Source organism: Curtobacterium sp. ER1/6 (genome assembly GCF_001742745.1).
Taxonomy (GTDB): domain Bacteria; phylum Actinomycetota; class Actinomycetes; order Actinomycetales; family Microbacteriaceae; genus Curtobacterium; species Curtobacterium citri.
Genome location: NZ_MJAK01000001.1, coordinates 506918 through 530149 on the forward strand (window position 1 = coordinate 506918; position 23232 = coordinate 530149).

The 23232-nt window shown below is 73.0% G+C and carries 25 protein-coding genes; 5 read left to right on the forward strand and 20 right to left on the reverse strand.

Annotation, left to right across the window (positions count from 1 at the left end; translation table 11 throughout):
- Window positions 1-98: 98 nt before the first annotated feature.
- Both Cus16_RS02320 and Cus16_RS02325 read right to left on the reverse strand, forming a co-directional pair.
- Window positions 99-578, reverse strand: a complete 480-nt coding sequence (locus Cus16_RS02320) for a MarR family transcriptional regulator (RefSeq protein ID WP_069710972.1) — start codon at window positions 576-578, stop codon at window positions 99-101.
- A gap of 62 nt (window positions 579-640) precedes the next feature.
- Window positions 641-1282, reverse strand: coding sequence for a response regulator transcription factor (locus tag Cus16_RS02325; protein ID WP_069710973.1), 642 nt, complete (start codon window positions 1280-1282; stop codon window positions 641-643).
- 189 nt (window positions 1283-1471) lie between these two features.
- Between Cus16_RS02325 and Cus16_RS02330 the strand changes: the two genes are divergently transcribed.
- Genes Cus16_RS02330 through Cus16_RS02350 form a run of 5 tightly spaced genes read left to right on the forward strand, consistent with a single transcriptional unit; the run spans window position 1472 to window position 6799 of the window.
- Window positions 1472-2386 (forward strand): bacteriorhodopsin, encoded by a 915-nt coding sequence (locus Cus16_RS02330; protein ID WP_069710974.1) that lies wholly within the window; start codon window positions 1472-1474, stop codon window positions 2384-2386.
- Entirely contained in the window at window positions 2373-3644 is a 1272-nt protein-coding gene (locus Cus16_RS02335) for a lycopene cyclase family protein (protein WP_069710975.1), read from the forward strand. The genes Cus16_RS02330 and Cus16_RS02335 overlap by 14 nt, the downstream gene beginning before the upstream one ends.
- Complete coding sequence (locus Cus16_RS02340) at window positions 3641-4747, forward strand: Brp/Blh family beta-carotene 15,15'-dioxygenase (protein ID WP_083263632.1); 1107 nt, start codon at window positions 3641-3643, stop codon at window positions 4745-4747. The genes Cus16_RS02335 and Cus16_RS02340 overlap by 4 nt, the downstream gene beginning before the upstream one ends.
- On the forward strand, window positions 4744-5847 hold the full coding sequence (locus Cus16_RS02345) for an AI-2E family transporter (protein ID WP_069710976.1): 1104 nt from the start codon (window positions 4744-4746) through the stop codon (window positions 5845-5847). Before Cus16_RS02340 ends, Cus16_RS02345 begins: the two co-directional genes overlap by 4 nt.
- A 25-nt stretch (window positions 5848-5872) precedes the next feature.
- Window positions 5873-6799, forward strand: a complete 927-nt coding sequence (locus Cus16_RS02350; protein ID WP_069711400.1) for an aminoglycoside phosphotransferase family protein — start codon at window positions 5873-5875, stop codon at window positions 6797-6799.
- Window positions 6800-6871: 72 nt separating this feature from the next.
- Here Cus16_RS02350 and Cus16_RS02355 read toward each other — a convergent pair whose 3' ends face one another.
- From Cus16_RS02355 to Cus16_RS02440, 18 genes are all read right to left on the reverse strand, one after another.
- The gene (locus tag Cus16_RS02355) at window positions 6872-7624 is read right to left on the reverse strand and encodes an ABC transporter permease (RefSeq protein ID WP_069711401.1); all 753 of its coding nucleotides are present in this window, start codon (window positions 7622-7624) and stop codon (window positions 6872-6874) included.
- A gap of 486 nt (window positions 7625-8110) precedes the next feature.
- Window positions 8111-9286 carry a flagellar hook protein FlgE gene (locus Cus16_RS02360; RefSeq protein WP_069710977.1) on the reverse strand — a complete coding sequence of 392 codons (1176 nt, stop codon included), beginning with the start codon at window positions 9284-9286 and terminating at the stop codon, window positions 8111-8113.
- Window positions 9287-9341: 55 nt separating this feature from the next.
- Entirely contained in the window at window positions 9342-9773 is a 432-nt protein-coding gene (locus Cus16_RS02365; RefSeq protein ID WP_069710978.1) for a flagellar hook assembly protein FlgD, read from the reverse strand.
- A 22-nt stretch (window positions 9774-9795) separates the two neighbouring features.
- The gene (locus tag Cus16_RS02370) at window positions 9796-11169 is read right to left on the reverse strand and encodes a flagellar hook-length control protein FliK (protein WP_223246517.1); all 1374 of its coding nucleotides are present in this window, start codon (window positions 11167-11169) and stop codon (window positions 9796-9798) included.
- 5 nt (window positions 11170-11174) lie between these two features.
- On the reverse strand, window positions 11175-11933 hold the full coding sequence (locus Cus16_RS17045) for a C40 family peptidase (protein ID WP_083263634.1): 759 nt from the start codon (window positions 11931-11933) through the stop codon (window positions 11175-11177).
- Window positions 11930-12361: a hypothetical protein gene (locus tag Cus16_RS02380; protein WP_069710981.1), complete on the reverse strand. Its 432-nt coding sequence runs from the start codon at window positions 12359-12361 to the stop codon at window positions 11930-11932. The genes Cus16_RS17045 and Cus16_RS02380 overlap by 4 nt, the downstream gene beginning before the upstream one ends.
- The gene (locus Cus16_RS02385) at window positions 12361-13692 is read right to left on the reverse strand and encodes a FliI/YscN family ATPase (RefSeq protein WP_069710982.1); all 1332 of its coding nucleotides are present in this window, start codon (window positions 13690-13692) and stop codon (window positions 12361-12363) included. Before Cus16_RS02385 ends, Cus16_RS02380 begins: the two co-directional genes overlap by 1 nt.
- A complete protein-coding gene (locus Cus16_RS02390) occupies window positions 13689-14327 on the reverse strand; it encodes a hypothetical protein (protein ID WP_069710983.1) in 639 nt (212 codons plus the stop codon). Before Cus16_RS02390 ends, Cus16_RS02385 begins: the two co-directional genes overlap by 4 nt.
- Window positions 14320-15369 carry a flagellar motor switch protein FliG gene (gene fliG / locus Cus16_RS02395; RefSeq protein WP_083263635.1) on the reverse strand — a complete coding sequence of 350 codons (1050 nt, stop codon included), beginning with the start codon at window positions 15367-15369 and terminating at the stop codon, window positions 14320-14322. Before fliG ends, Cus16_RS02390 begins: the two co-directional genes overlap by 8 nt.
- A complete protein-coding gene (fliF, locus tag Cus16_RS02400) occupies window positions 15366-17042 on the reverse strand; it encodes a flagellar basal-body MS-ring/collar protein FliF (protein ID WP_069710984.1) in 1677 nt (558 codons plus the stop codon). The genes fliG and fliF overlap by 4 nt, the downstream gene beginning before the upstream one ends.
- Window positions 17042-17386, reverse strand: coding sequence for a flagellar hook-basal body complex protein FliE (fliE, locus tag Cus16_RS02405; RefSeq protein ID WP_069710985.1), 345 nt, complete (start codon window positions 17384-17386; stop codon window positions 17042-17044). Before fliE ends, fliF begins: the two co-directional genes overlap by 1 nt.
- Window positions 17386-17781: a flagellar basal body rod protein FlgC gene (locus tag Cus16_RS02410; RefSeq protein ID WP_069710986.1), complete on the reverse strand. Its 396-nt coding sequence runs from the start codon at window positions 17779-17781 to the stop codon at window positions 17386-17388. Before Cus16_RS02410 ends, fliE begins: the two co-directional genes overlap by 1 nt.
- A complete protein-coding gene (locus Cus16_RS02415) occupies window positions 17778-18122 on the reverse strand; it encodes a flagellar basal body rod protein FlgB (protein ID WP_069710987.1) in 345 nt (114 codons plus the stop codon). The genes Cus16_RS02410 and Cus16_RS02415 overlap by 4 nt, the downstream gene beginning before the upstream one ends.
- Before the next feature lie 229 nt (window positions 18123-18351).
- Complete coding sequence (locus Cus16_RS02420; protein WP_141718764.1) at window positions 18352-18675, reverse strand: hypothetical protein; 324 nt, start codon at window positions 18673-18675, stop codon at window positions 18352-18354.
- Entirely contained in the window at window positions 18665-19141 is a 477-nt protein-coding gene (gene fliS, locus Cus16_RS02425; protein ID WP_083263636.1) for a flagellar export chaperone FliS, read from the reverse strand. Before fliS ends, Cus16_RS02420 begins: the two co-directional genes overlap by 11 nt.
- An 11-nt stretch (window positions 19142-19152) precedes the next feature.
- Window positions 19153-20553 (reverse strand): flagellar filament capping protein FliD, encoded by a 1401-nt coding sequence (fliD, locus tag Cus16_RS02430; protein ID WP_069710989.1) that lies wholly within the window; start codon window positions 20551-20553, stop codon window positions 19153-19155.
- Between the two features lie 97 nt (window positions 20554-20650).
- Entirely contained in the window at window positions 20651-21859 is a 1209-nt protein-coding gene (locus Cus16_RS02435) for a flagellin (protein ID WP_069710990.1), read from the reverse strand.
- Window positions 21860-21980: 121 nt separating this feature from the next.
- Entirely contained in the window at window positions 21981-22796 is an 816-nt protein-coding gene (locus Cus16_RS02440; RefSeq protein ID WP_069710991.1) for a sigma-70 family RNA polymerase sigma factor, read from the reverse strand.
- Between the last annotated feature and the right edge of the window lie 436 nt (window positions 22797-23232).

Below are 23232 nucleotides of genomic sequence, written 5' to 3' on the forward strand. Positions count from 1 at the left end.
CCGTGCGCCGCGGACCCGAGCCAGCCTACGTCCGCGATCAGTGCTGCGGATGCGTCGTCCGTCCGCGGTCAGCGCTGCGGTGCGTCATCCGTCCGCGGTCAGTGCTGAGGGTGCGTCCCGAGGAGGAGGTGCGCATCGAGGAGCGGTGCCGCCGTGGCGGAGCGGACCAGCGCCTCCGCTGCCCGTCGCACCGCCCGTCGTTCGTCCTCGGACATCCGGCGGAGCGCCCCGCGGAACTCGGCGGCGCGGCGATCGAGCACCTGCTCGACGAGGGCGGTCGACGCGGGCTGGGCCGTGACGGTGACCTCGCGTCCGGACACCCGTCTGCTGACCCAGCCGTCGCGGACGAGCCGGTCCACCATCCTCGTGATGCCGGACGGCAGCAGGCCGAGCTCGTCGGCCAGGTCTCCCGCGCGCATCGGGCCGCGGGTCACGAGCAGCACGAGGATCCGGTACTGCTGCAGGGTGACGTGCTCGAGGGCCGGGGCGAGCGAGCGCAGCACGATGCCGAGCCCGACGACCGACGCGTCGACGACGACCGACTCCGTCCCTGCTGCGGACTCCTCGGCACTGGTCACCGGGTCAGCCTAACGGCGTCCCGCGCTCGTCCTCGAGGAACGCTCGTCGTGGACGACCACGCTCACCGGTCGGTGCTGCGGTGGTCCGGCCGGAACCCGTTCTCGGTCCCCCAGAGCACGGCGTCGACCCGGTTCTCCGCCCCGATCTTGCTGTAGAGCGTCCGGATGTGGGTCTTGACCGTGTTCGGGCTGAGGTGCGTCAGCTCGGCGATCTCCGTGTTGCGCTTGCCCTGGGTGATGAGCGCGAGGATCTCGGACTGGCGGTCCGAGATGCCCTCCGCGCGACCGGGCCACCGCACCCCGGGACCGCTCGGCACCCGTCGTCGGGGCGACTCGAGCACGCGCTCGCCGGCAGCGACCCGCTGGAGCCCCTCGGCGAGGTGCTCGGCGGTCGAGCTCTTCGCGAAGTACCCGGTCGCGCCGCGCGCCACCGCCGCGTCGATGAGGTCCTGGTCCATCTTCCACGTGAAGACCGCGACGGTCCGGATGCGCGGGTTCGATGCGAGCCGGTCGATGTCCTCGTCGTCGGGTTCAGGCTGCGCGAACGTGTCGTAGAGCGCCACGTCGACGTCCACCGTGACACGGCGTCGGGCGTCGAGCTGCACGACGTCGATCCGGTCGGCGAAGGGCGCGAGCATGTCCGCCAGCCCACGCAGCACGAGCTCGTAGTCGTTGACCAGGGCCACGCGGATGCGGTCGGACATTCCGTTCCTCTCAGGACCACCCCTGGGGGTGAGACGAGCGCCGGACGGCGCTGATTCGTTCGGATGTACCACGCTACTGACGCCGTTGTACCCCGATCCGAGCACCCGCTGGGAACAGGGATGGTTGCCCAGGAGCAAGTTTCTCTGGTCGGCGACGAACCGCCACCACCACCCACCGGAAGGACCCCCATGTCGGACGCACTCGCTCCGTGGAACGCGACGCTCTCGCTCGCGGAGCACTCGATCATCGTCTACGCGCTCTCCGTCGCCGGACTCGCGCTCTTCGCGTTCTTCGTGAAGTCGCTCGTGTCGACCAACGAGGTCAGCGGCCGGTACCGCGCCGGCGTGTACGCCGGCATGACCATCACCGGTATCGCCTTCCTGTCGTACGTGCTCCTGGTCGTCGAGTTCGCGCTGGGCTACGAGCGCCGGGGCGACTCGTGGGTGCCGAACGCGAACGCGATCCTGTCGTGGGCGCCGCGCTACTTCGACTGGACCGTCACGGTGCCGCTCCTGGTGATCGAGCTCCTCGCGGTGGCCACCCTCGCCGGCGCGGCGGCCCGCCGTCTCCGCGCCGTCGGCATCGCCGCGGCGTTCCTGATGATCAGCACCGGCTTCATCGGCGGCGTCGCCGTCGACTCCGGCACGAACACGGGCGCGCTCTGGCTCTGGGGCGTCATCTCCGGCGTCTTCATGGTGATCCTGTACGTCCTCGTGATCTACGTGGTCGTCAAGGGCGGCCGTGACCTGGCGGGCACCCCCGCCGCTGCGACGCTCCGCAACGCCGGCATCCTGCTCATCGTGACGTGGCTCGCCTACCCGATCATCTTCGGCCTCCAGGGCTGGGGCCACGGCGGTGCGGTCATCACCTGGATGCAGGTCGTCCTGTCGGCCGCGGACATCGTGGCGAAGGTCGGCTTCGGCTCGATGATCCACAAGATCGCCAAGCTCCGTTCCGCCGAGGACGTCCGTGCCGGCGTCGACACCCTGCCCGAGGCGCTCTGGATCTCGTCCGAGAAGCTCTCGGACGGCGTCCTGCCCGGCACCGTCGCCGTGGACGACACCGCGCTGTCCGGTCGCGGCGAGCGCCGTGTCCGTCGCTGACACCGGCACGACGACGACACCGGGGGCCGGAGCGCGCGTCGCTCCGGCCCCCGGCCCGGTCCGGACGACCCTGCCGGAGCGCGTCGACGTGGCCGTCGTCGGCGGCGGGTGCTCGGGGCTCTCGACAGCCGTACGGCTCGCAGCGCTCGGTGACCGTTCCGTCCTGGTGCTCGAGGGCCGGGCAACCCCGGACCCGCGGTCGTGGTGCTCGTGGGACGACGGCACCGACCCGCTCCCCGAGGCCCGCTCGGCGTCGTGGGACCGGTGGGAGGTCCGGACCGAGGACGGGACGAGTGTCGGCTCGGATCCCGACCACCCGTACGTCCTGGTGCGGGCGTCCGACCGGTCCGCCGCCGTCGCTTCCCGTGTCGCTTCGGACGGGCGGCTCCGCATCGTCCGAGGTGTCCCCGTCGCAGCGGTCCGACGCAGCGACGCCGACACGACCGACGACCGGGACGTCGTGGTGCACACCACCGACGGTCCCGTCCGGGCCGGCCGCGTCCTCGACGCCCGCGGACCCCGGTGCCCCACGGACGTCCCGGCCGGTCGGGTGCTGCTCCACCAGCGCTTCGTCGGACGGTGGGTCACCACGAGCCGCCCGGTGTTCGACACGACGACGGTGACGCTCATGGACTTCGGCGGCGAGGAGCCGGGCGGTCCCGTCCGGTTCGTCTACGTGCTGCCGGTCACACCGACCGAGGCGCTCGTGGAGAGCACGCTGTTCACGCCCGACCCCGCGGACGCGTTCGACCACGAGGACCACGTCGCCCGCTACGTCTCGCGACGGTGGGGTCTCCGGGCGGACGAGTGGCACGTGACCGACGAGGAGCGCGGGTGCATCCCGATGACGGACGCCCCCGCGCCGCCGGACGCCCGGTGGGCCGCTGCGGACACCGTGACCGGGACCACCCGTCCCAGCAGTGGCTACGGGTTCGCGCGGAGCAACCGGCACAGTGCGGTCGTCGCCCGGCACCTCGTCGACGGCACACCCGTCCCCGCGTTCTCCGACCGGTTCCGCACGCGCTTCCTCGACGCGGTGTTCCTCCGGTTCCTGCGGGACCGCCCCGAGCAGGCCGCGGAGGCGTTCCGTCGCCTCTTCGCGCTGCCCGGTCCGCTCGTCGTGCGCTTCCTGTCGGAGCGCTCGTCGGTGGCGGACGACCTCCGGATCGTGCTCGCCCTGCAGAAGCGTCCGTTCCTCGCCGCGCTCGTGCGGACCCTCGCCGACGCCGTCGCGCGCCGGCGCGAGGTCCGGCCGTGACGGCGGAGACGGCGGCGACGGCCGTCGACCGGAGCACGGACGTGGCGCCGGACGCGGCGGTCCCGCCCGCACTGCGGACCTGGGTCACCGACCGGGTCCTCGCGCCGGTCACCACGGCCCTCGCCGCGGTAACCCTGACGTGTGCGGTGCTCGACCTGACTGGCGTGGCCGTCCCGATGGCCGTGCAGCTGGTGCCGTTCGCCGTGAGCGTGCTCGTCTTCGGGCTGCCGCACGGCGCCCTCGACCACCTCGTCCCGGCACGGCTGCGCCCGGGGACGAGCACCGTGCGGTCCGTCGTCGCCGTCGTCGTGCTCTACCTGGTGGTCGGCACGCTCACCGCGGCGCTGTGGGTCGTCGCCCCGCTGCTCGGCTTCGCGGTCTTCGTCGGCATCACCTGGTTCCACTGGGGCCAGGGTGACCTGTTCGTCGACCGGCTGCTCGGGGACGGTGCGCCCGGTCCGCTCGGGTCCGTCCTCACGGTGGCCCTGCGCGGTGCCGTGCCGATGGTGGTCCCGTTCGTCGTACAGCCGGACGCGGCGCTCCACGTCGTCGTCGACACCGCGGCGGTCGTCGGCGGCGGGAGCGGTCCGTCGGTGCTGACCGTCGCCCCGGGCGTCCGGATCGCCGGGGCGGTCCTCGTGGTCCTGCTCGTCCTGCTGCACGCCGCTGTCGTCCGCCGGGCGGGCGGTCCCCGCTGGCGGCAGCTCTCGGAGGACGCCGTCCTGGTGCTGTTCTTCGCGGTGGTCCCGCCGGTCCTCGCCGTGGGCCTGTACTTCACGCTGTGGCACGCGGTGCGGCACGTCCTCCGCCTCGAGCTCACCGACCCGACCAGCGCCGAGCTGCTGCACCGCGGTCGCCTGCTCGCGCCGTTCCTCCGGTTCCTGCGGCAGGCCTGGCCGATCACGGCGATCGCGATCGCGGCCCTCGTCGTCCTCGCCGTCGTCGTCCGACGCGCGGACCTGGGGGTCTACCTCGCGCTCATCGCCGCGCTGACGACCCCGCACACCGTCGTCGTCACCTGGATGGACCGCGTCCAGCACACCTGGGGCCGGACGCCGTCCGACCTCGTCCCGTCGCCCACAGCCCCGGAGGGCACCCCGTGACCGTCTCGAACCCCGCCCCTCGTCCGTCCGGGCTCCGCACCGGTGCCGTCTTCGCCGGACGGGTACTGGTGATCGCCGCCGCGGTCGGCCTGGTCGGGTGGATCGCCGTCACCCTGGCCAACGTCGTCGTCCCCCTGCTCATCGGGCTGGTCGTCGCCGCGCTGCTCGTCCCCTTCAGCGCCCTGCTGCAGCGGCACGGGGTGCCGAAGTGGCTCGCGATCGTCCTCGCGCTGCTGTCGCTGGTCGCCGGCGTCGCCCTGCTCGTGTTCCTGGTCGTCTGGCGCGTCAGCGAACAGTTGCCGAGCCCCGAGGACCGGACGGTCTCGCTCATCGCGAACGTCCAGGAGCTGCTCCGGCACCCGCCGATGGGGCTGCCGTCGGTCGACCTCGACACCGTGTCGACCGATGCCCGGACGTTCGTCGAGCGGCACGCTGCCGACCTGCAGCGCGGGGTCGTGGTCGCCGGCGCCACCCTGGTGCACCTCGGCGAGGGGCTGTTCATCGTCACGTTCGTCACGATCTTCGCGCTCACCGGCGGACGGCGGATGTGGGAGTGGGTCGTCTCGCTCTTCCCGCGGGCCGCACACCACCGACTCGGAGTGGCGGGCGAGGCCGGGTGGACCACCCTGACGCACTTCATCCGCGTGCAGGTCGTCATCGCCGCGACCGACGCGATCGGCATCGCCCTCGGCGCCGCCCTGCTCGGGGTCCCGCTCGCGGGGCCGATCGGGGTGGTCGTCTTCGTCGGGGCGTTCATCCCCGTGGTCGGCGCGTTCGCCGCGGGAGCGGTCGCGGTGCTCCTCGCCCTGGTGTTCCAGGGCTGGGTGGTGGCCCTGGTCATGCTCGGGGTCGTCGTGCTCGTGCAACAGTTGGAGGGGCAGGTCCTGCACCCGTTCCTGACCGGGTCGGTCGTCGCCGTCCACCCGTTGGCGGTGCTCCTCGCCGTGATCGCCGGCACGACGATCGGTGGCATCGCGGGCGGGTTCTTCGCGGTGCCGCTCGCGGCGACCGCGAACTCCATGATCCGCGCCGCGCGGCAGGACGGCCCTGACGTCGAGGTCGCCCTGCCGATCCCGCGGAGCGCCGAACCCGCGGCGTGACGGCGGCGGGGCCATGCTGGCAGCCGTGAGCGAAGCCTTCGACCTCGGACCCGTCCCGCAGCGCGTCCCCGTCGACGCGCAGCTCGTCGCGACGCTCGTGGCACGGCAGTTCCCGCAGTGGCGCGACCTGCCCGTGCACCCGGTCGCGGACGACGGCTGGGACAACCACACCTTCCGCCTCGGCGACGCCCTGTCGGTCCGCACACCGAGTGCGGCGGCGTACGCGCTGGCGGTCGAGAAGGAACACCGGTGGCTCCCCCGGCTGGCCCCGCAGCTGCCGCTCCCGGTCCCGGTGCCCGTCGCCACGGGCCGACCGGACGCCGGGTACCCCTTCCCCTGGTCCGTGTACCGGTGGCTGGCGGGCGAACCACTCACCACGGCACCGGTCGCCGACCCCGGACGACTCGCGGAGGACCTCGCCGGGTTCCTCCTCGCCCTGCGCGCCGTGGACCCCGAGGGAGGCCCGGGACCCGGTCTGCACGACTGGTTCCGCGGTGGACCGCTGCGGACCTTCGACGGTCTGGCGACCGAGGCCCTGCACGTACTGCGGGGTCGGGTCGACCTCGACCTCGACCTCGCCCGGGCGGTCTGGACGGATGCACTCGAGACGCCCTGGGACGGCGTCCGGACCTGGTTCCACGGCGACCTCGCCCCGGGCAACCTCCTGGTGCGGGACGGCCGGCTCGGTGCGGTCATCGACTTCGGCACCTGCGGCGTCGGCGATCCCGCGTGCGACGTCGCAGCCGCCTGGACCCTCCTCGACCCGGCCGGGCGGCAGGTGTTCCGCGACCGCCTGCAGCTGGACGACGACACGTGGACGCGCGGACGCGGCTGGGCGCTGTGGAAGACGCTGACGACGGTCGCGAGCAGCACCGGCCGCGACGACGGGACCGCTGCCCGCTCCCTGGCCGTCCTCGACGGCCTGCTCGAGGACGCCCGGTCCCCACGCTGACAGCGGTCGGACACGCGCACCGGTGGGACGGACGGGAGGCGCGTGGCGCAGCCGCCCCGCGCCTCCCGTCCGTCAGCGGGCCACGTCGGTCGGTCGCACCGTGACCGGAGCCAGCCAGCGGGTGAGGCACACCGCCGTGCAGGCGCCCGCGGCCGCGATGGCCGCGAGGACGACGATCTGGAACCGACCCGCCTCGATCGGGGACAGCCCGCCGAACACCGCACCGACGAAGGCGCCGGGCAGGGTCACCAGCCCGGTCGTCTTGGTCTGGTCGACCGTCGGCACGAGCGCCGCGCTCACCGCTCGGCGCACCAGACGCTCGGTCGCACGTCGCGGTGCGGCCCCGAGTGCGAGCCGACCCTCGACCTCGTCCCACTGGTCGGACACGAGCTCGCGGAACCGGCGTCCGCTGATGGTCGCGATCGTCATGGCGTTGCCGATCACGATGCCGCCCACCGCGAGGGCGTAGCGGGGGCTCAGCTCGATGGCGCCGGTGCCGAACACGACGACCCCGGTCACGACGATCCAGGCGCCCATCGACGCCCCGACCGGCAGGGCGGCGCCGGCGATCCCGCCGAGGCGTCGGGCGGCCGTCAGGACCGCGACCGTGAACATCACCAGGAGGGCGACCGCGATCAGCGCCGGCGAGCGGATCACCCCGGACAGCACGAGGCTGACGACGGCCAGCTGCGCCGCGCCGCGGACCATCGCCAGGGCCGGTGCCCAGGGCGCCTCGGCCCGCGCCAGCGCGAGCACCGCCGTCGCGACGCCGATGAGCAGCAGGACGCCCGACAGCGTGGGCACCAGGTGACCGGTCACTCGCACCCCTCCTGCGCCGGTCGCACCCCGGCGCGCCGCCGTCCTCGTCCTCCCAGTCAACATGACCGGCGGACCGACGGACCGGCGCGCTGCGAGCACGGCCGACGGATCGGCGTCGGCGACGAGGGACGCGCGAGGGCGACCGTCGGCGTTCGGGTCGGTGACGGTCGCCCTCACGCGTGGACGACTCGGCGGCGCCGTCTCGGTGAGGGCTCGTTCGTCGTCGAACGTGGGCGACGGTTCGGGTCCGTGCAGCTCCCCCACGAGGAGGGTACGACAGCGACGCGACGGATGCTCATGGATGACTCGGCATCGTGCGGGAACCCGCACGGCGTCCGACCGGGGGCTTGCCGACACCTGGCGCGACACGCCGCCGAACAACGGGAGGCACCCCGCACCACGGAATCCCGTGGCGCGGGGTGCCTCCCGTTGTGCAGACCGCGACCCGCCCGGCCAGCCGTGCCCCGACCAGCCCGACCCGCCCGACCCGCCCTACCGCTTCAGGTTCGTCAGCTCCTGCAGCACCTCGTCCGAGGTCGTGATGATGCGCGCGTTCGCCTGGAACCCGCGCTGCGCCACGATCAGGTTGGTGAACTCCTGCGACAGGTCGACGTTCGACATCTCGAGCGTGCCCGAGGCGAGCGAGCCGATGCCGGCCGACCCGGGGACGCCGACGTTCGCGTTGCCCGAGTTCGCGGTCGCGCGGTAGCCCGACGCCCCGGTCTTCTCGAGGCCCGCGGGGTTGGCGAAGGTCGCGAGGGCGATGCGGCCGATCGCGAGCGAGGACCCGTTCGAGAAGGAACCGACGAGCGTGCCGTCCTTCGAGATGGAGTAGCCCTGCAGCGAGCCGGCCTCGTGGCCGTTCTGCGACGAGATCGACGCGGTGTTGAGCGTCGCGAAGCCGGACAGCTGCGTCATGTCGACGGTGATCCCACCCACCTGCATGGTCTGGCCACTGGTGATCTTGCCGTCCGCGCCGAAGGTGATCGCACCGGTGGCCGAGGTGCCCTGCCCGTTCGAGGCGGAGACGGACCAGCCGCCGGCGGTGCGGGTGTAGCCGAGCGACAGCGTGTGCTTGGTGCCGTACTGGTCGTAGACCGTGGCGTCGCGGTTCAGCGTCTGGCCGACGGCGGTGTCCGACGGCAGGTTGCCGCTGACCGTCGCCGAGCTCGTGGCGGTCGCCGGGGCAGCCGCGTCGACCGGCAGCATGATGTCGCTCAGGCCGCCGCCGTCGTTGACGACGCCGTTCGTGGCGGAGTAGCCCTGGACGATCTTGCCGTCGGCGGTGACCAGGCGGCCGTTCGCGTCGAAGTCGAACGCACCGGCCCGCGAGTAGACGGTGTCGTTGCCGAGGCGCGTCACGAAGAACCCGTCGCCCGAGATCATCAGGTCGGTGGCCTTGCCCGTGGCCTGCGCCGAACCCTGGGCGAAGTTGGTCGAGACGCCGGCGACCTGCACGCCGAGGCCGATCTGCGCGGGGTTCGTGCCGCCGATGCCGGTCTGCGGTCCCCCGGCGCCCTGGGTCATCTGCGACAGGGTGTCCTGGAAGACGGTGGTCGACGACTTGAAGCCGACGGTGTTGACGTTGGCGATGTTGTTGCCGGTGACGTCGAGCATCTGCTGGTGCGAACGGAGACCGGAGATGCCGGAGTAGAGCGAGCGGAGCATGGTGCGACCTTTCGTGGAAGGAAGACGAGGTGGGGAAGAGGGAGGAGGGAGCGGGTCAGGCGGACTTGATACCGGAGATCACGTCGAGGTCGACCTCCTTCCCGTTCACGGTCACGGTCGGCACGCTCGCGGCGTACGACACCGCGGTGGCGGTCCCCGAGACCGCGGTCCCGGTCGTGGCGTCGGTGTAGCTGACCTGCTTGCCGACGAGGTTCGCGGCGGCCATGCGCATCTGCAGCGAGAAGTTCTCGTTGGCCGTCGTGGTCTGGTTGCTGACCTGTTCCATCATCGCGAGCTGCGTCTGCTGGCTGATCATCTGGTTGGTGTCCATCGGCGACGACGGGTCCTGGTTCCGGAGCTGCGTGACGAGCAGCTTCATGAACACCTCGGAGTCCATCGTCTGGGACTTCTTCGCGCTCGCGGTCTGCGCGACCGCGGCGGCCTGGGTGGCCGCGTCCACCGATCCGGTGATGCCGTCGAGGGGCATGGTGGTCCTCCTTCGGTCCGCGTCAGGCGAGGACGTCGAGTCCGACGGATCGGACGGTGGTCGGGCGGGTGGTGACCGGTGCGGTCGTGGTGGGGCGGGCCTCCGGGCCGGCTTCCGGTCGGAACCCTCCGGGCGTCCGCCGGTCGTCACGGCCGGGCTGCGCGTCCGGGTGGTTCTGCGACGACAGGTCGAGCGTGGTCGCGACCGTGCTGCCGGCGGCGTCGCGGCGGAGGTCGGGCAGCACCTGGCGGACCGCGTCACGGCCCGCGTCCGACGCCGCGAACAGCTCGACGTGCATCCCGTGCGCGGTGACGTGGGCGCGCACCGTCACCGGACCGAGCGCGTCGGGCGAGACCTGCACCGTCACGACGTGCTCCCCCGGGCCCGCCTGCGCGAGCGTGAAGAGCGGACGTGCGAGCTGTTGTGCGAGCGGGGCCGGAGCGTTCGCCGTCGCGGAGCCCGCGACGGTCGCCGGCGCAGCCGATGCGGGGGTGGGGACCACGAACGGCGTCTCGCCGCCGCGGGTCGGGAGCACGGCCGGGAGGCCCGGGTCGCCCTGCCCGCTCGGCCCGCGGTCCGCCCCGTGGCCGGTCCTGCCCCCGGTGGCCGGTCCGGTCGACACGACCGGGGCCCCGGTGGTCGCGGCCGTCGCCGCCGCGGCCGGCTGTCCCGGACGGACGGCCTCCGCGGCGTCGCGTTGCGGAGCGGCGGCCGGGAGTCCGCCACCCGGCGTCGGGGTCGCCGGGGCGGCGGCGAGGGCGGGTGCATCCGCTGGGGCGTCGGCCGGGGCCGGGGTCGCCGGACCGACCGGCTGCGCCGCGGGGACACGTCCGGGCATCCCGGTCGCGGTCGTGAGGGGGCTGCTCGTCGCCGCTCCGCTCGCCGCTCCGCTCGCCGCCGGGGCGGTGCTGCTGCTTGGGGTCGAGGGCACGGGCGCCGGCGCCGGGGGCACCGACGCGGAACCGGCGCTGCCGGCGATCTCCTCGGTGGTCCGGCCTGCGGCCACCACGCCGAGGGCGGCGACGGCCGCGCCCGCGGGTGCCGGAGCGAGGGCTGTGGCCCCCGCCGCGGGGGCGGTCGGCGCGCCCGTCGCGGAGGCAGCAGCGTCGACGAGGTCGGTCGGCGCCGGGGCCGGCACCGGGAGCGCCCCGAGCAGGGCCGGGTCGACGAGCGAGGCCGACACGGTGACGATCGGAGCGGCGACGGTGGGAGCGGTCGTGGTGGCGTCCTCCGTGCCGGCGCGATCCGGGCCGGGCTGCTGCGCGGAGTCCGCTCCGGTCCCGGTGACGGCGGCGAGGGCTGCGTCGAACGGCACGGACGACGTGCCCGCACCGGAGTGCGCGCCGGCGGGGCCCGCAGGAGCGGCGGGGCGTGCGGGAGGGGCCGCGACCGTCATCGTGCTCACGCGGCGCTCCCCGATCGCATCATCGACAGCAGGGCCGCCGTCTGCAGGTCCGTCGCGGACTGCAGTGCGGTCGCCGACGAGGCCGTCGGGACCGCAGCGGGTGCGGCCGCCTCGCTCGGGACGATGCGACGGATCGTCGCGATGTCCGAGTCCTTGTACCAGTTGTCGACGATGCGGACGTCCTTGCCCGGACGCGGTGCGTGCAGGACCTTGCCGTCGCCGACGTAGATGACGATGTGCTGCTCGCCCTTCGGGATGATGAGGTCGCCGGGCTTCGCGTCCGCGAGCGACCCGACCGGCACGCCCATGTCCGCCTGGTCCGGCACGACGCGGGGCATGGAGACCCCGAGGTCCTTGAACACCGTCTGCACGAGGCCCGAGCAGTCCATCCCGGAGCGGCTCTCCCCACCGAACACGTAGGGCACCCCGAGGTACTTCTTCGCGGCGGCGACCACGTCGGACCCGGTGGCGCCGCTGCCGGTGGCGAGGGTGCCGCGCCCGGCGTCGACCGAGGTCGCGGGGGCGGCGGTCGCCGGTGCCGCACCCGCAGCGGTCGCGGCGGCGGATGCGCCACCGGGAGCGGACGCGGTGGCGAGGGCGTCGGCGAACGCGCCGGTCGTCGCCTCGGTCGAGGCGGTCGAGCCGGTCGTCGGGCCGCTCGTCGAACCGTTCGTCCGGGCGGTCGACGGTGCGCGCAGGGCGTCGATCTGCGTGCGGATCTCGGCGATCCGGGAGAGCACGGCGTCCACGCTCATCGGGCACCACCTTCCGTGCGGCGTCGTGCCGCGATCTCGTCGAGGGCGTTCTGTTCGGTCCGCAGGTCCTCGGCGGCCTGCTCCCGGTCGTGGTGCGCCTCGAGCTTCTCGAGCCCCAGGGCGGCACGCCGCGCGGTGTTGTACGTGGTCTGGGCCTCGTCGGCCTCGGTGCGTCGCGACCGCGCGACGGCGTCGAGCTCCTCGAGCATGCCCCGGGTCGAGGCGCGCGCCGCGGCGAGGGCACTGAGCGTCGCCGCGTCGGTCACCGCGCTGGTCTCCTCGCGGTCGGCGAGGTTCCGGCGGGCCGCGATCCGCGCGTCGGCGGCGTCCCGGACCCGGTCGTTGGCGGCGGCGAGGGCGGCCGCCGCGCGGTCCTGTTCGGCGTGCCGGAGGCGGAGGAGCCCGGCGAGGGGGAAGCGTCGGGCCATCAGGCGGCCACCCCCAGCCGTGCGACGAGGGCGTCGAGCGCGCGCCACGACGTGTCGGCGTCCGCCTGCTCGTCCATCCCCTGGCGCAGGAACGCGTCGATGGTGTCCTGGTGGTCCACGGCGGCGTCGACGAGGGGGTTCGATCCGCGCTGGTACGCCCCGACGTCGAGCAGGTCCTGGGCGTTCCGCCGGGCCGCCATCACCTTCCGGAGCGCCGTCGCCGCGGTGCGCTGCCACGGCTCGGTGACCTTCGAGGCGACGCGGGAGATCGACCCGAGGGCGTCGACCGACGGGAAGTGTCCGGTGACGGCGAGCTTCCGGTCGAGCACGACGTGCCCGTCGAGGATGCTGCGGGCACTGTCGGCGATCGGCTCGTTGTGGTCGTCCCCGTCGACGAGCACGGTGTACAGCCCGGTGATGCTCCCGACGCGGTCGGTCCCGGCGCGCTCGAGCAGTCCGGCGAGCACCGAGAACGTCGACGGCGGGTACCCCCGGGTGGCCGGTGGCTCCCCCACGGAGAGGCCGATCTCGCGCTGTGCCATCGCGACGCGGGTGAGCGAGTCCATCATCAGCACGACGTCCTGGCCGGCGTCGCGGAACGACTCGGCGATGCGGGTCGCGACGAACGCGGCGCGCAGGCGCATGAGGGCGGGCTCGTCGGAGGTCGACACGACGACGATCGAACGGGCGAGCCCCTCGGCGCCGAGGTCGTCCTCAAGGAACTCGCGGACCTCGCGCCCGCGCTCCCCGACGAGGGCGATGACGTTGACCGCGGCGTCGCTGCCCCGGGCGATCATCGACAGCAGCGACGACTTGCCGACACCGGACCCGGCGAACAGGCCCATGCGCTGCCCGCGCCCCACGGTGGTCAGGGTGTCGAGCACCCGCACACCGAGCTGCATCGGCGCGTCGATCCGGGTCCGCGCCATGGCGTTCGGGGTCGGGTGGTCGAGCGGCACCCAGCCGTCGGTGTCGAGCGGCCCGCGGTCGTCGATCGGTCGGCCGAGGCCGTCGAGCACGCGCCCGAACAGCCCGGCACCGGTCGGCACGAGCACCGGACGACCGGTCGGACGCACCGGGGTCCCGGCGGTGACGGCGACGAGGCGGCCGAGCGGCATGCACCGGACACCGGTGGCGTCGGTGGCGACGACCTCGACGGCGGTCTGCGGGCCGTCGTCGGCGCCGACGGTGACGACGTCGCCGATGCGGACGTCGAGGCCCGCGACGGTGAGCCCGAGGCCCACCGCACTGGTGACGACGCCGACGCGCTGCGGGCCGGCCTGCGCGACGGCCTCGTCGAGGCCGCGCGGGCGAAGGAGCGTCGCGGTCACCGGGTCACCCCGAGGGCGTCGCGGGCGCGGTCGAGCGCGGCGCCGAGCCGCGCGTCGAGCATCCCGTCCGGCAGGTCGACGACGGCGTCGCCGTCGCGGAGCGACGGGTCGCCGACCACCGGCACCGCGAACCCGGCGTCGGCCACACGCGCGGCGTCGGCGGGGCTGACCCGGACGGCCAGGGCGACCGTCGCGTCGACCGCGGCGAGTGCGCGCCGGACGGTGGCCTCCGCACCGGGGGCGGGCAGCGCCTCCCGGCCGTCGTCGACACCGTCGGCCGCCGACCTGGCGGTGCGGACCGAGTACCCGACGACGGCCTCGGCGAGGTCGAGGGACGCCTGCACGAGCGACTCCTCCGCGTCCCGCAGGACCGGCACGACCTGCGACAGCAGCGCCGCGGTGGCGGCGTCGAGGACCTGCACGCGACGGACCGCCTCGGCGTGCAGCGCGGCGAGGCGCGCGGCGTGCTCGGCCTCGAGCCGAGCGCGGAGCGCGTCGGTCTCGGCCTGCGCGGCGCGGAGCCCGGCCGCGTAGCCGGCGGCGTGCCCCCGGACGTCCGCGGCGGCGGCGAGGTCGCGCGTGGTCGCGCTCCCGAGGACCGGGAACGCGACGCGCTGGACGACGATGTCAGTCAACGAGCTCGTCCTCCTCGGCGCGGTGGACGGTGATCGTGCCCTGGGCCTCGAGCTCGCGGACGGAGCGGACGACCTCGGCGCGCGCCTCCTCGACCTGCGACACGCGGACCGGCCCCATGTTCTGCAGCTCGTCGTCGAGCACCGAGCGGTTGCGCTCGGAGACGTTCGCGCGGATGGTCTCGACGACCGGCGCGGGTGCACCCTTCATCGCGGTCGCGAGCAGCTTCGAGTCGATACCGCGCAGCACCTGCTGGATGTCGCGCGACTCGAGCTTGACGATGTCCTCGAAGGTGAGCATCCGCGACCGGATGTCCTCGGCGAGCTCGGGGTCGCGCGCCTCGAGTCCCTCGAGGACCGCCTTCTCGGTCGCGACGTCGGAGCGGTTGATGATCTCGACCAGCGGCGCGATGCCGCCGACGACCTCGATGCTCTCGCGCGGGGACACGACCGCGCCGGCGCGCTGCCGCAGCACCCCGGCGACGATGCCGACGGCCTCGGGTGTGGCGGTGCCCATCGTCGCGAACGCCTGCGCGACGTCCGTCCGCGTGCGGTCGTCGACGCCGGCGAGCACGGCGCTGGCCTGCCCGGGCTTCAGGTGCGCGAGCACGAGGGCGATGGTCTGCGGGAGCTCACCCTCGAGCAGGCTGACGACCTGGCCGGGTTCGGCGTCGTCGAGGAACTCGAACGACTGGCCCGCGAGGTTCGACGCGAGCCGGTCCATCACGCCTGCGGCGCGTTCGGACCCGAACGACGCCTCGAGCAGCCCGAGCGCAGCGTCCTTGCCGCCGCGCTTCTGCACGCGACCGCGCTGGGTGATGCGGTGGAACTCGGACATCGTCCGGTCCACGACCGTGTCGTCGACCCGACGCATGCGGACGATCTCGGCGGAGATCTCCTCGGCCTCGAGCTCGGTGAACTGCTTCATCACCTCGGCTGCACGCTCGGTCTCCATCTGCATGAGGATGAGCGCGACCTTCTGCGAGCCGGTCAGGGCGCGGTCGGCGGTCCCGCCGCCCGCGGGGACCGGGACGAGGGCGCTCACACCGAGGTCCGGTCGTCGAGCAGCCCGCGGAGGAGGTCGGCCGTGCGCTTCGGGTCGCGCTCGGCGAGGGCGGAGATCTCCTGGCGGCGACGCTCGGCGCTGATCTCGTCGGTCGTGAGCACCTCGGTCGGGGCGTCGTCGTGCGGCAGGGTCGGCAGGGCGACCGTCGGCGCGTCGACGTCGCCGAGTGCCAGGTCGTCCTCGACGCCGAGCGGCAGCTCGAACGTCTCACCGGCGAAGGCGTCGAGCTCGCCGACGTCCACCGCCTCGCGGGACTGGCGGCGACCACGACGGGCCAGGACGATCGCCAGCACGACCGCGGCGGCGAGGACCGCGGCGACGATGCCGGCCGTGCGGATGGTCGACCACATGGCCTGCTGCTGCTCGTCCTGCTGCTGCTGCTGCAGTGCCTTCGCGGCGTCCTTGGCGGCGGTGTCGTCGAAGTCCATCATCGCGACGCGGACCTGGTCGCCGCGGGTGTTGTCCGCTCCGGCCGCCGCCGACACGAGGTCGTTGATGCTCTGCAGGTTCGCGTTCTGCACGGACTGGGCACGGGAGTTCAGCGCGACCGAGATCGTCTGGCGCTGCACGCCACCGGCCGGGATCTGCGTCGTCTCGGTCGTCTTGTCGACGGCGTTGTTCTTCGTCGCCGACTCGTTCTCGTAGCCGCCGTCGCCGGAGGCCGTGGTGCCGTTCGTGCCGTTCGCGGTGCCGTTCGGCACGGCGATGTTGTCCGGGCCGAGGACCCCGGTCGCACCCGCACCCGCGCCGGACCCGGAGCCGTACTGCTCCTTCGTGCTCGACTCGTTGAGGGCGACGGGGCCGCTCGTGGGCTGCGCGAAGCTCTCCGACGTCCGGGTGCCGGACTCCTGGTTCATGGTCGCCGAGACGACCACGCTCGCGTTGCCCGGGCCGAGCGTCGTGTCGAGCAGGTCCTGGATCTTCTGCCGCGTCGTGGTGTCGTAGTCGGCGGCCTGGTCGGCCCCGCTGCCGGTCGCGCCGGTGCCGACGGCCGAGAGGGTCTGCCCCTTCTGGTCGACGACCGACACGTCGGTGGGCTGCATGCCCTCGACCGCCGCGCTGGTCAGGTGCACGATCGACTGCACCTGGTCCGTCGTCAGCTGGGTCCCGTTCTCGGTCGCGACGAAGACCGACGCGGTCGGGTCCTTCTCCTCGGACACGAACACGGTCTTCTCCGGGATCGCGAGCTGCACGGTGGCGGTCTTGACGCCGTCCATCGCCGAGATGGTCTTCGCCAGCTCGCCCTCGATCGCCCGCTTGTACGTGACGTCCTGCTGGAACTCGGAGCTCGTGACGCCCATCTTGTCGAGCAGCGAGTAGCCGCCCTCGTTCGACGACGGCAGGTTGTTCGACGCGGCCTTGAGCCGCTCCGAGTACACCTTGTCCTGCGGCACGAGGATCGTCGCGCCGCCGTCCGTCAGCTGGAACGGCACGCCGTCGGTCTGCAGCTGGTCGGTGATCGAGCTGGCGTCCGCCGCGGCGAGGCCCGTGAAGAGCGGCGCGTAGGACGCCTTGCCGAGGAAGCTCGCGAGCGCGACGCCACCGAGCACCAGCGCGGCGATGCCGATGACGGCGATCGTGCGCTGTGCGGCGGAGAAGCCCTTGACGTAGCCCGTCAGGCGGGCCCACGCGTTCTGCATCGCGGCGGGCATCAGGCCTGCATCCGCATGATCTCGTTGAACGCGTCGACGCCCTTGTTGCGGACGGCGGCGACGAGCTCGAGGGTGACCTGGGCGCGCGTGGACGCGATGGTGGCGTCGTGGATGTCGTCGAGGTTGCCCGTGACGGCCTTGAGCGCGAGGGTCTTCGACGTGCTCTGCAGCTCCTGCAGGCCGTCGACCGCGTTGGTCAGGCTGCTCGCGAACCCGTCCCCGGTCGCGGTCGCGGCGCCGGTGCCGGTGGTGCCGGTCGAGGGCGCGGTGCCGGTGACGTCGGTCCCGCCGAAGGCGCGGGTCATCGCGTTCGTGGTCACACCGTTCAGTGCGTCGATGGGCATCAGTTCTTCCCGATCTGCAGTGCCGCCTCGTAGGCGGTCTTCGCACGGTCGACCACGGCGGCGTTCGCCTGGTAGCCGCGCTGGGCCATGATGAGGTCCGCCATCTGCGTGCCGAGGTCGATGTCCGGCATGCGGACGTAGCCCTCGGCGTTCGCGAGCGGGTTGTCCGGGTCGTACGTCACGCGGCCGGCGGCGCTGCCGAACGCGGCTCCCTTGACGTAGGCGCCCGAGGTTCCGGCGCCCTCCTGGACCTCGACGTAGCGGGCCTGGAAGGCGGAGTCGTCCATCGACCGGACGGTGTTGACGTTCGCGATGTTGTCCGAGATCGCGTCGAGCCACTTCCGGTGCACGGTGAGGCCGGTGCTCGCGATGCCGATCGCGTCGAAGGTCGTCACGAGTTCGTCCGCATCGCCGTGCGCAGGCTCGTGGCCTCGCCACCGACCGCCTGCGTCGCGAACTGGTACCGGAGCACGGTGTCGATGTTCGACAGCGTCTCCTGGTCCAGGTTGACGTTGTTGCCGTTCGTGTTCGTCGGCTCGAGGCTCCGGGCCGTCGTCGCCGTCGCGTGTCCGTCGCCGTGCACGATCGAGTCCGCGAGGGCGTCCTCGAAGCGGACCTTCTCGGCGCGGTAGTTCGGCGTGTTGATGTTCGCGATGTTGTTCGCGATGGTGCGCTGTCGCAGCGACAGCCCGTCGAGCGCACTCTGCAGCGCGACGCTCGTCACGGAATCGAACACGTGGGACCGGTCCCCTCGGTGCGCGACGTCGTCCGACGTCGCCGGGTTGGAGGTGGCCGATCCGTGGCCGGGAGTGGTGAGCGATCCGTGCTCGAGGTGCGCTATCGACGGCGGCCGTCGGCGGCGTAAGTGCTCGCCCCGAACGGGGGGCCGGGTGCGCTCGCGCGTTGTCGGCGCGCGTCCTGCGACACAGCACGTGTCGATCGACACGCGCACCGTCGCGGTCCGGTCAGGCGGAGGCGTCCAGGTACACGGACCCGCGCGGCTCGTCGGTCGCCGCGACCCGGCGGAGCGCGCCGAGGTGCTCCAGCGTCCGCCGTCGCTCCGTCTCGAGGTCGGCGGAGCGGTCACGCTGCGCGGCGAGCAGCCGGGAGGCACGCCCCACCAGGTCGCGCGGCACCGGTCCCAGCCCGGTCGGCTCGGTCCACCTCGTGGTCGCGTCGGCGGACAGGTCGCGTTCGAGCACGTCCAACGTCGCGACCCAGGCGTCGTGGGCCGCGGCCTCCTGCTCGTGCACCGGTGCCGACACGGGCGCGGGCGTCTCAGGCGACACCGAGCGCTCCCCCGGTGCCGGTCGACACGGTCTGCGCCGCCGGCAGCGCCGCGGCGGCCTCGTGCCACGACTGTCGGAGCGGTTCGAGGATCCGGATGCAGTCCCGCGTCGCCTGCACGTCACGGTGCACGTTCGCGGTGATGAGCGAGGTGGACGCGTAGTTGTAGATCGCCAGCAGTCCCTCGCCGCCGTCCCACACGTCGATGCGGAGCGTCGAGGACAGCTCGCCGACGATGGCCTGGGCGTGCAGGAGCTGCTCGCGCGCGGTCTCCCAGTCGGACGTCGTCTGCGCGGCCTCGGCACGGTGCAGGTCGAGGAGCAGGCGGTCGTACAGCATGGTCACGAGCTGCGCCGGCGTCGCCGAGAGCACGGCCTCGTTCGTGTACTGCGCGCGACGCTGGTCGGTCACGGTGCGGGGCTGGGCGGCCTGCCGGAAGGCGGCGGACTGCAGGTCGAACGCGTTCATGGTCGTTCCCGTCACTTCGACGTCGCCGCCAGCTGGCCCGAGAGCCACGCCGACTGGGACTGGAGCTTGCTGAGACTGGTCTCGAGGGCCGAGTACTGCGCCTGCAGCGTGGCGCGGCGCAGGGTCAGCCGATCGGTCCAGCTGTCGATCTGGGTCGTGAGGTCCTTCGCCACGGACTGCTGCCCCGTGATGGACGTCGTGATCGACCCGTTGTACTTGTCGGACGCGGCCGTGGCGGCGGCCCCGACGTTCGCCGCGACGCCGGACAGGACCGCCTGGGTGCCCGCCGGGTCCGACGCGAGCGCGTTCTGGAACGCCGTGGCGTCGAAGGTGAACGAGCCGTCCTTCGTGATGACGATGCCGATGCTCGACGGCGACTTCCCGTTCACCGGCGCCGACATCGAGGCCGTCAGGCGCTGCACGACGTCGCGCGTGGTGCCGTCGCCGCTGAGCACGCCCGCGGTCGTCGAGGTCGTCCCCGTGGTCGGGCTCGTCGTGCTCGTCACCGCGGTGTTCGACGCGTAGTACGAGCTGACGGCGTTCAGGGCGTCGACGAGACCTGAGGCGACCGACTGCGCCTTCGCGGTGTCGCGCGCGACGGTCACGGTGACCGGGTCGGTCGTGGGCTGGGACACGGTGACGTCGACACCGGGCAGCAGGTCCGTGAAGGTGTTCGACGCACTCGTGATGGTCTGGGCGGCGGCGGTGCCGGCCCAGAGGGTCACGCTCGCGTCCTTCGCCGGCGTGACGACCGCTGCTCCCGGCTGGGCGAAGACGTCGGTCGCGGTGCCCGCCGTCACCGCGTCGCCGGTGCCCCGGTAGAGCGAGAAGGCGCCGGCTGCGCCGGTCGTCGTGGCGGTCAGCTGCAGCCGGAACGTCCTCGTGCCGTCGGCGGCGCTGCCCGAGGCGACCTTCGTCGCGGTGACACCGGCGCCGGCCTTGTTGATCGCGGCGACGGCGTCGTCGAGGGACCCGGACGCCGGGGTGAACGTGGTCTGCTTGCCGTCCGCACCGACGAGGGTCAGCGGCTCGGCGGCGGACGACCACGTCGTCGACGCCGCGGTGACCGCGACCTGCGCGGAGGCCGTGGAACCGACCTGGAAGCTGAGGGAGCCGGCGCTCGCGTCCGCGCCCGTGGTGACGCTGACGCCCGCCGACGAGCTCTTCGCGGAGAACACGTCCAGCGAGGCGGCCTTCGACGCGTCCCCGGCCTTCGTCGCCAGGGTCTGCACCAGCGAGTTGATGGTCTGCAGCGACGAGATGAACGAGTTCGTCGAGGTGAGCTTGCTCTTCAGCAGGGTCTGCGGGACCTGCTCGATCGTCATCAGCGAGTTGATGAGGTCGGTGGTCTTGAGACCGCTGACCAGGCCGTCGATCGCGAGACTGTTGCCCGACACGGACGACGTCGACATCGGTGGCTCCCTGCCGTGGGGTGGTGGACGTGGTGGGGGTACGGCGACGCCGCCGCCCGGAGGACTCGAACTCCCCCGGACGACGGCGTCAGGTCCGCTAGCGCAGGAGCGAGAGCACGCCCTGCGTGCTCTGGTTCGCCTGCGCGAGCATCGAGGTGCCGGCCTGGCTCAGGATGTTGTCGCGGGTGTACTTGACCATCTCCTGCGCCATGTCGACGTCCGTGATGCGCGAGCCGGCGGCCGTCAGGTTCTCCTTGGCCACGTTCGTCACGTTGATGGCGTGGTCGAAGCGGTTCTGGACCGCACCGAGGCTCGAACGAGCCGACGACACCGCGGAGATCTGCTGGTCGATCAGCTTGATCGCGGCCTGGGCGTGCTCGGCGGTGTCGAACTGCACACCACCGGCGACCGCGGTGCCCTCGACGGCAGCGCCGAGACCGTTGGCGGTCGCGTTGTCGGCCGTCTTCAGGGTGCCGCCGTCCTTCGCGCTGACGACGATGCCGGTGCCCTGGCCGTTCGCGTCCTTCTGCACGCTCACGGTGAAGTTGGCCGAGAACGCCTTGTCGCGCTGGAGTGCCGCGGCGTAGTCGTCGACGCTGGTGAACTTGGCCGTCTGGGCCGTGCCGTCCGCCTTCGTGAGGGCCGCGGTGTTCACCGTGGTCTTCACGCCGTTGGCGTCCGTCGAGACGAACTTCGACGAGGCGGTCGGGTCGACGGCGGTCAGGTCGACCGTGAAGGAGCTGCCGGTCGCGGCGGTGGAGCCCGAACCGAGCGTCTTGGCGATGTCCGAGACGTTCGCCGCCGACAGGTCGACGACGATCTGGCTGCTCTTGTCGCCGTTGGCGCCGACCTGGAACGCCAGCTTGCCGGTGCCGCCGTTGGCGGACCCGTCGAGCAGGTTGATGCCGTTGAAGTTCGTCGACGACGAGATGCGGCCGAGTTCCTTCTGCAGCTCGCCGACCTCGGTGGAGATCGCCTTGCGCGAGGCGTCGTTGTTCGAGTCGTTGCCGGCCTGGACGGCCAGGTCACGCATGCGCTGGAGGATCGAGTGGGTCTCGGTGAGGCCACCTTCAGCGGTCTGCACGACGGAGATGCCGTCCTGCGAGTTGCGGGCCGCGACCGTGAGGCCACCGACCTGCGACTTGAGCCCCTCGGAGATCGACAGACCGGCAGCGTCGTCGGCAGCACGGTTGATGCGGAGACCGGTCGAGAGCTTCTCGAGGGACTTCGACAGGTCGTTCTGCGTGGAGCTGAGGTTCCGGTACGTGTTGAGTGCCGAGAGGTTGGTGTTGATGGACATACCCATGGTGGTTTCCTCCGTGAATCCTTGGGTGGTGGTGCCTGCCCGTCCATGGGCTGACATCCGGGACTCTCGGCCGTCGGGCCGAGGTCGTTAGGGGATCGGCGAGATTTCCCTCGCCGAAGGGCTAGCCCGCGGCGACGGCCGTCGGCGCAGCGGCGTCGTGCACGGCCCGCGCGACGCCGGCGGCGGCGTTCGCGGCGACTCGGGCGAGGTACGCGCTGCGGCGGGCGGCGGTGGTGCGGGAGACCGGCTCGACCGCGGTGCCGTCGCCGTAGTGCTCGGCCAGGCCGTCGCGCAGGAGCCGCATCGCCTCGGAGCGCTGCTGCGACACGGCGGAGTGCGTGATGCCGAGCTCCGCGGCCACCTCGGTCACCGAGCGGTCGCCGAAGTACACGTTCTCGACGACGTACCGCATGCGCTCCGGCAGCGCGGCGACGGCGGCGCGCAGGTAGCGGCGCTTCTCGGCCTCGAGCAGGTCCTCGCCGGGGAGCGGCTGGTCGGTCGCCACGGTGTCGTGCACGGTCTCGTCGATGGGGCTGACGGTGCGGGCGGCGTCGGCCATCGCGGCGGCGGCGGTGTCGCGGTCGACGCCCATGGCATCGGCGATCTCCTGCACGCCGACCGACCGACCGAGTCGGGCGGAGAGCGCCTCCTGCGTGGCGAGGGTCTCGCGGATGCGCTTCCGGGTGCCGCGGGAGGCCCAGTCGGCGGAGCGCATGTCGTCGGCGATCGCGCCGTTGATCCGGGTGCGGGCGTAGGCACCGAACGGCACGCCGAGGTCCGGGTCGAACGACTCCGCTGCGGCGACGAGCGCGAGGGACCCGACGGCGGCCAGGTCGTCGCGGTCGAGGTGGGTGGCACGCGCCCGGACGTCGGCGACGATGTAGCCGACGAGCGGCAGGTGCTCCACGATCATCGCGTTGCGTGCGTTGCGGTCCATGTGTGTTCCCCTGGTCGACCTGCTGACTGACCCGTCCGTGGGCACGACGGACACCGGCCCTCGGGAGGCCGGCGCGGTCGTCGAAGAACCACCCGGATCCTCCGGGCGGTGCGTCCCGCGTCCCTGCGACGCGGTGCGGGGTGTCCCCCGCGGTGCGGTTCGAATGTATCGGCTGGGAAAGTCCCCGGGGAGGCTGGGAACGTCCCCAGTGCGGGGGGACGGCGGGCCAGAGCGGTCCGCACTTCGGCGGACATCCGCCCCGGAGCCGCCGATCTTGTCCCCCGATCTGGGTCCGGTACGGCCGGACGGGAGGCGCGGCTCGGCCGGGTCCGGATCGGCGCGCTGTCCGGAAGCCGCTTACGTCGCGCCCCGCCGGACCGATAGTCGTCGGTGTCCACCGGAAGGCGGACCGGAACGACCCGAACGTCGCCGACAC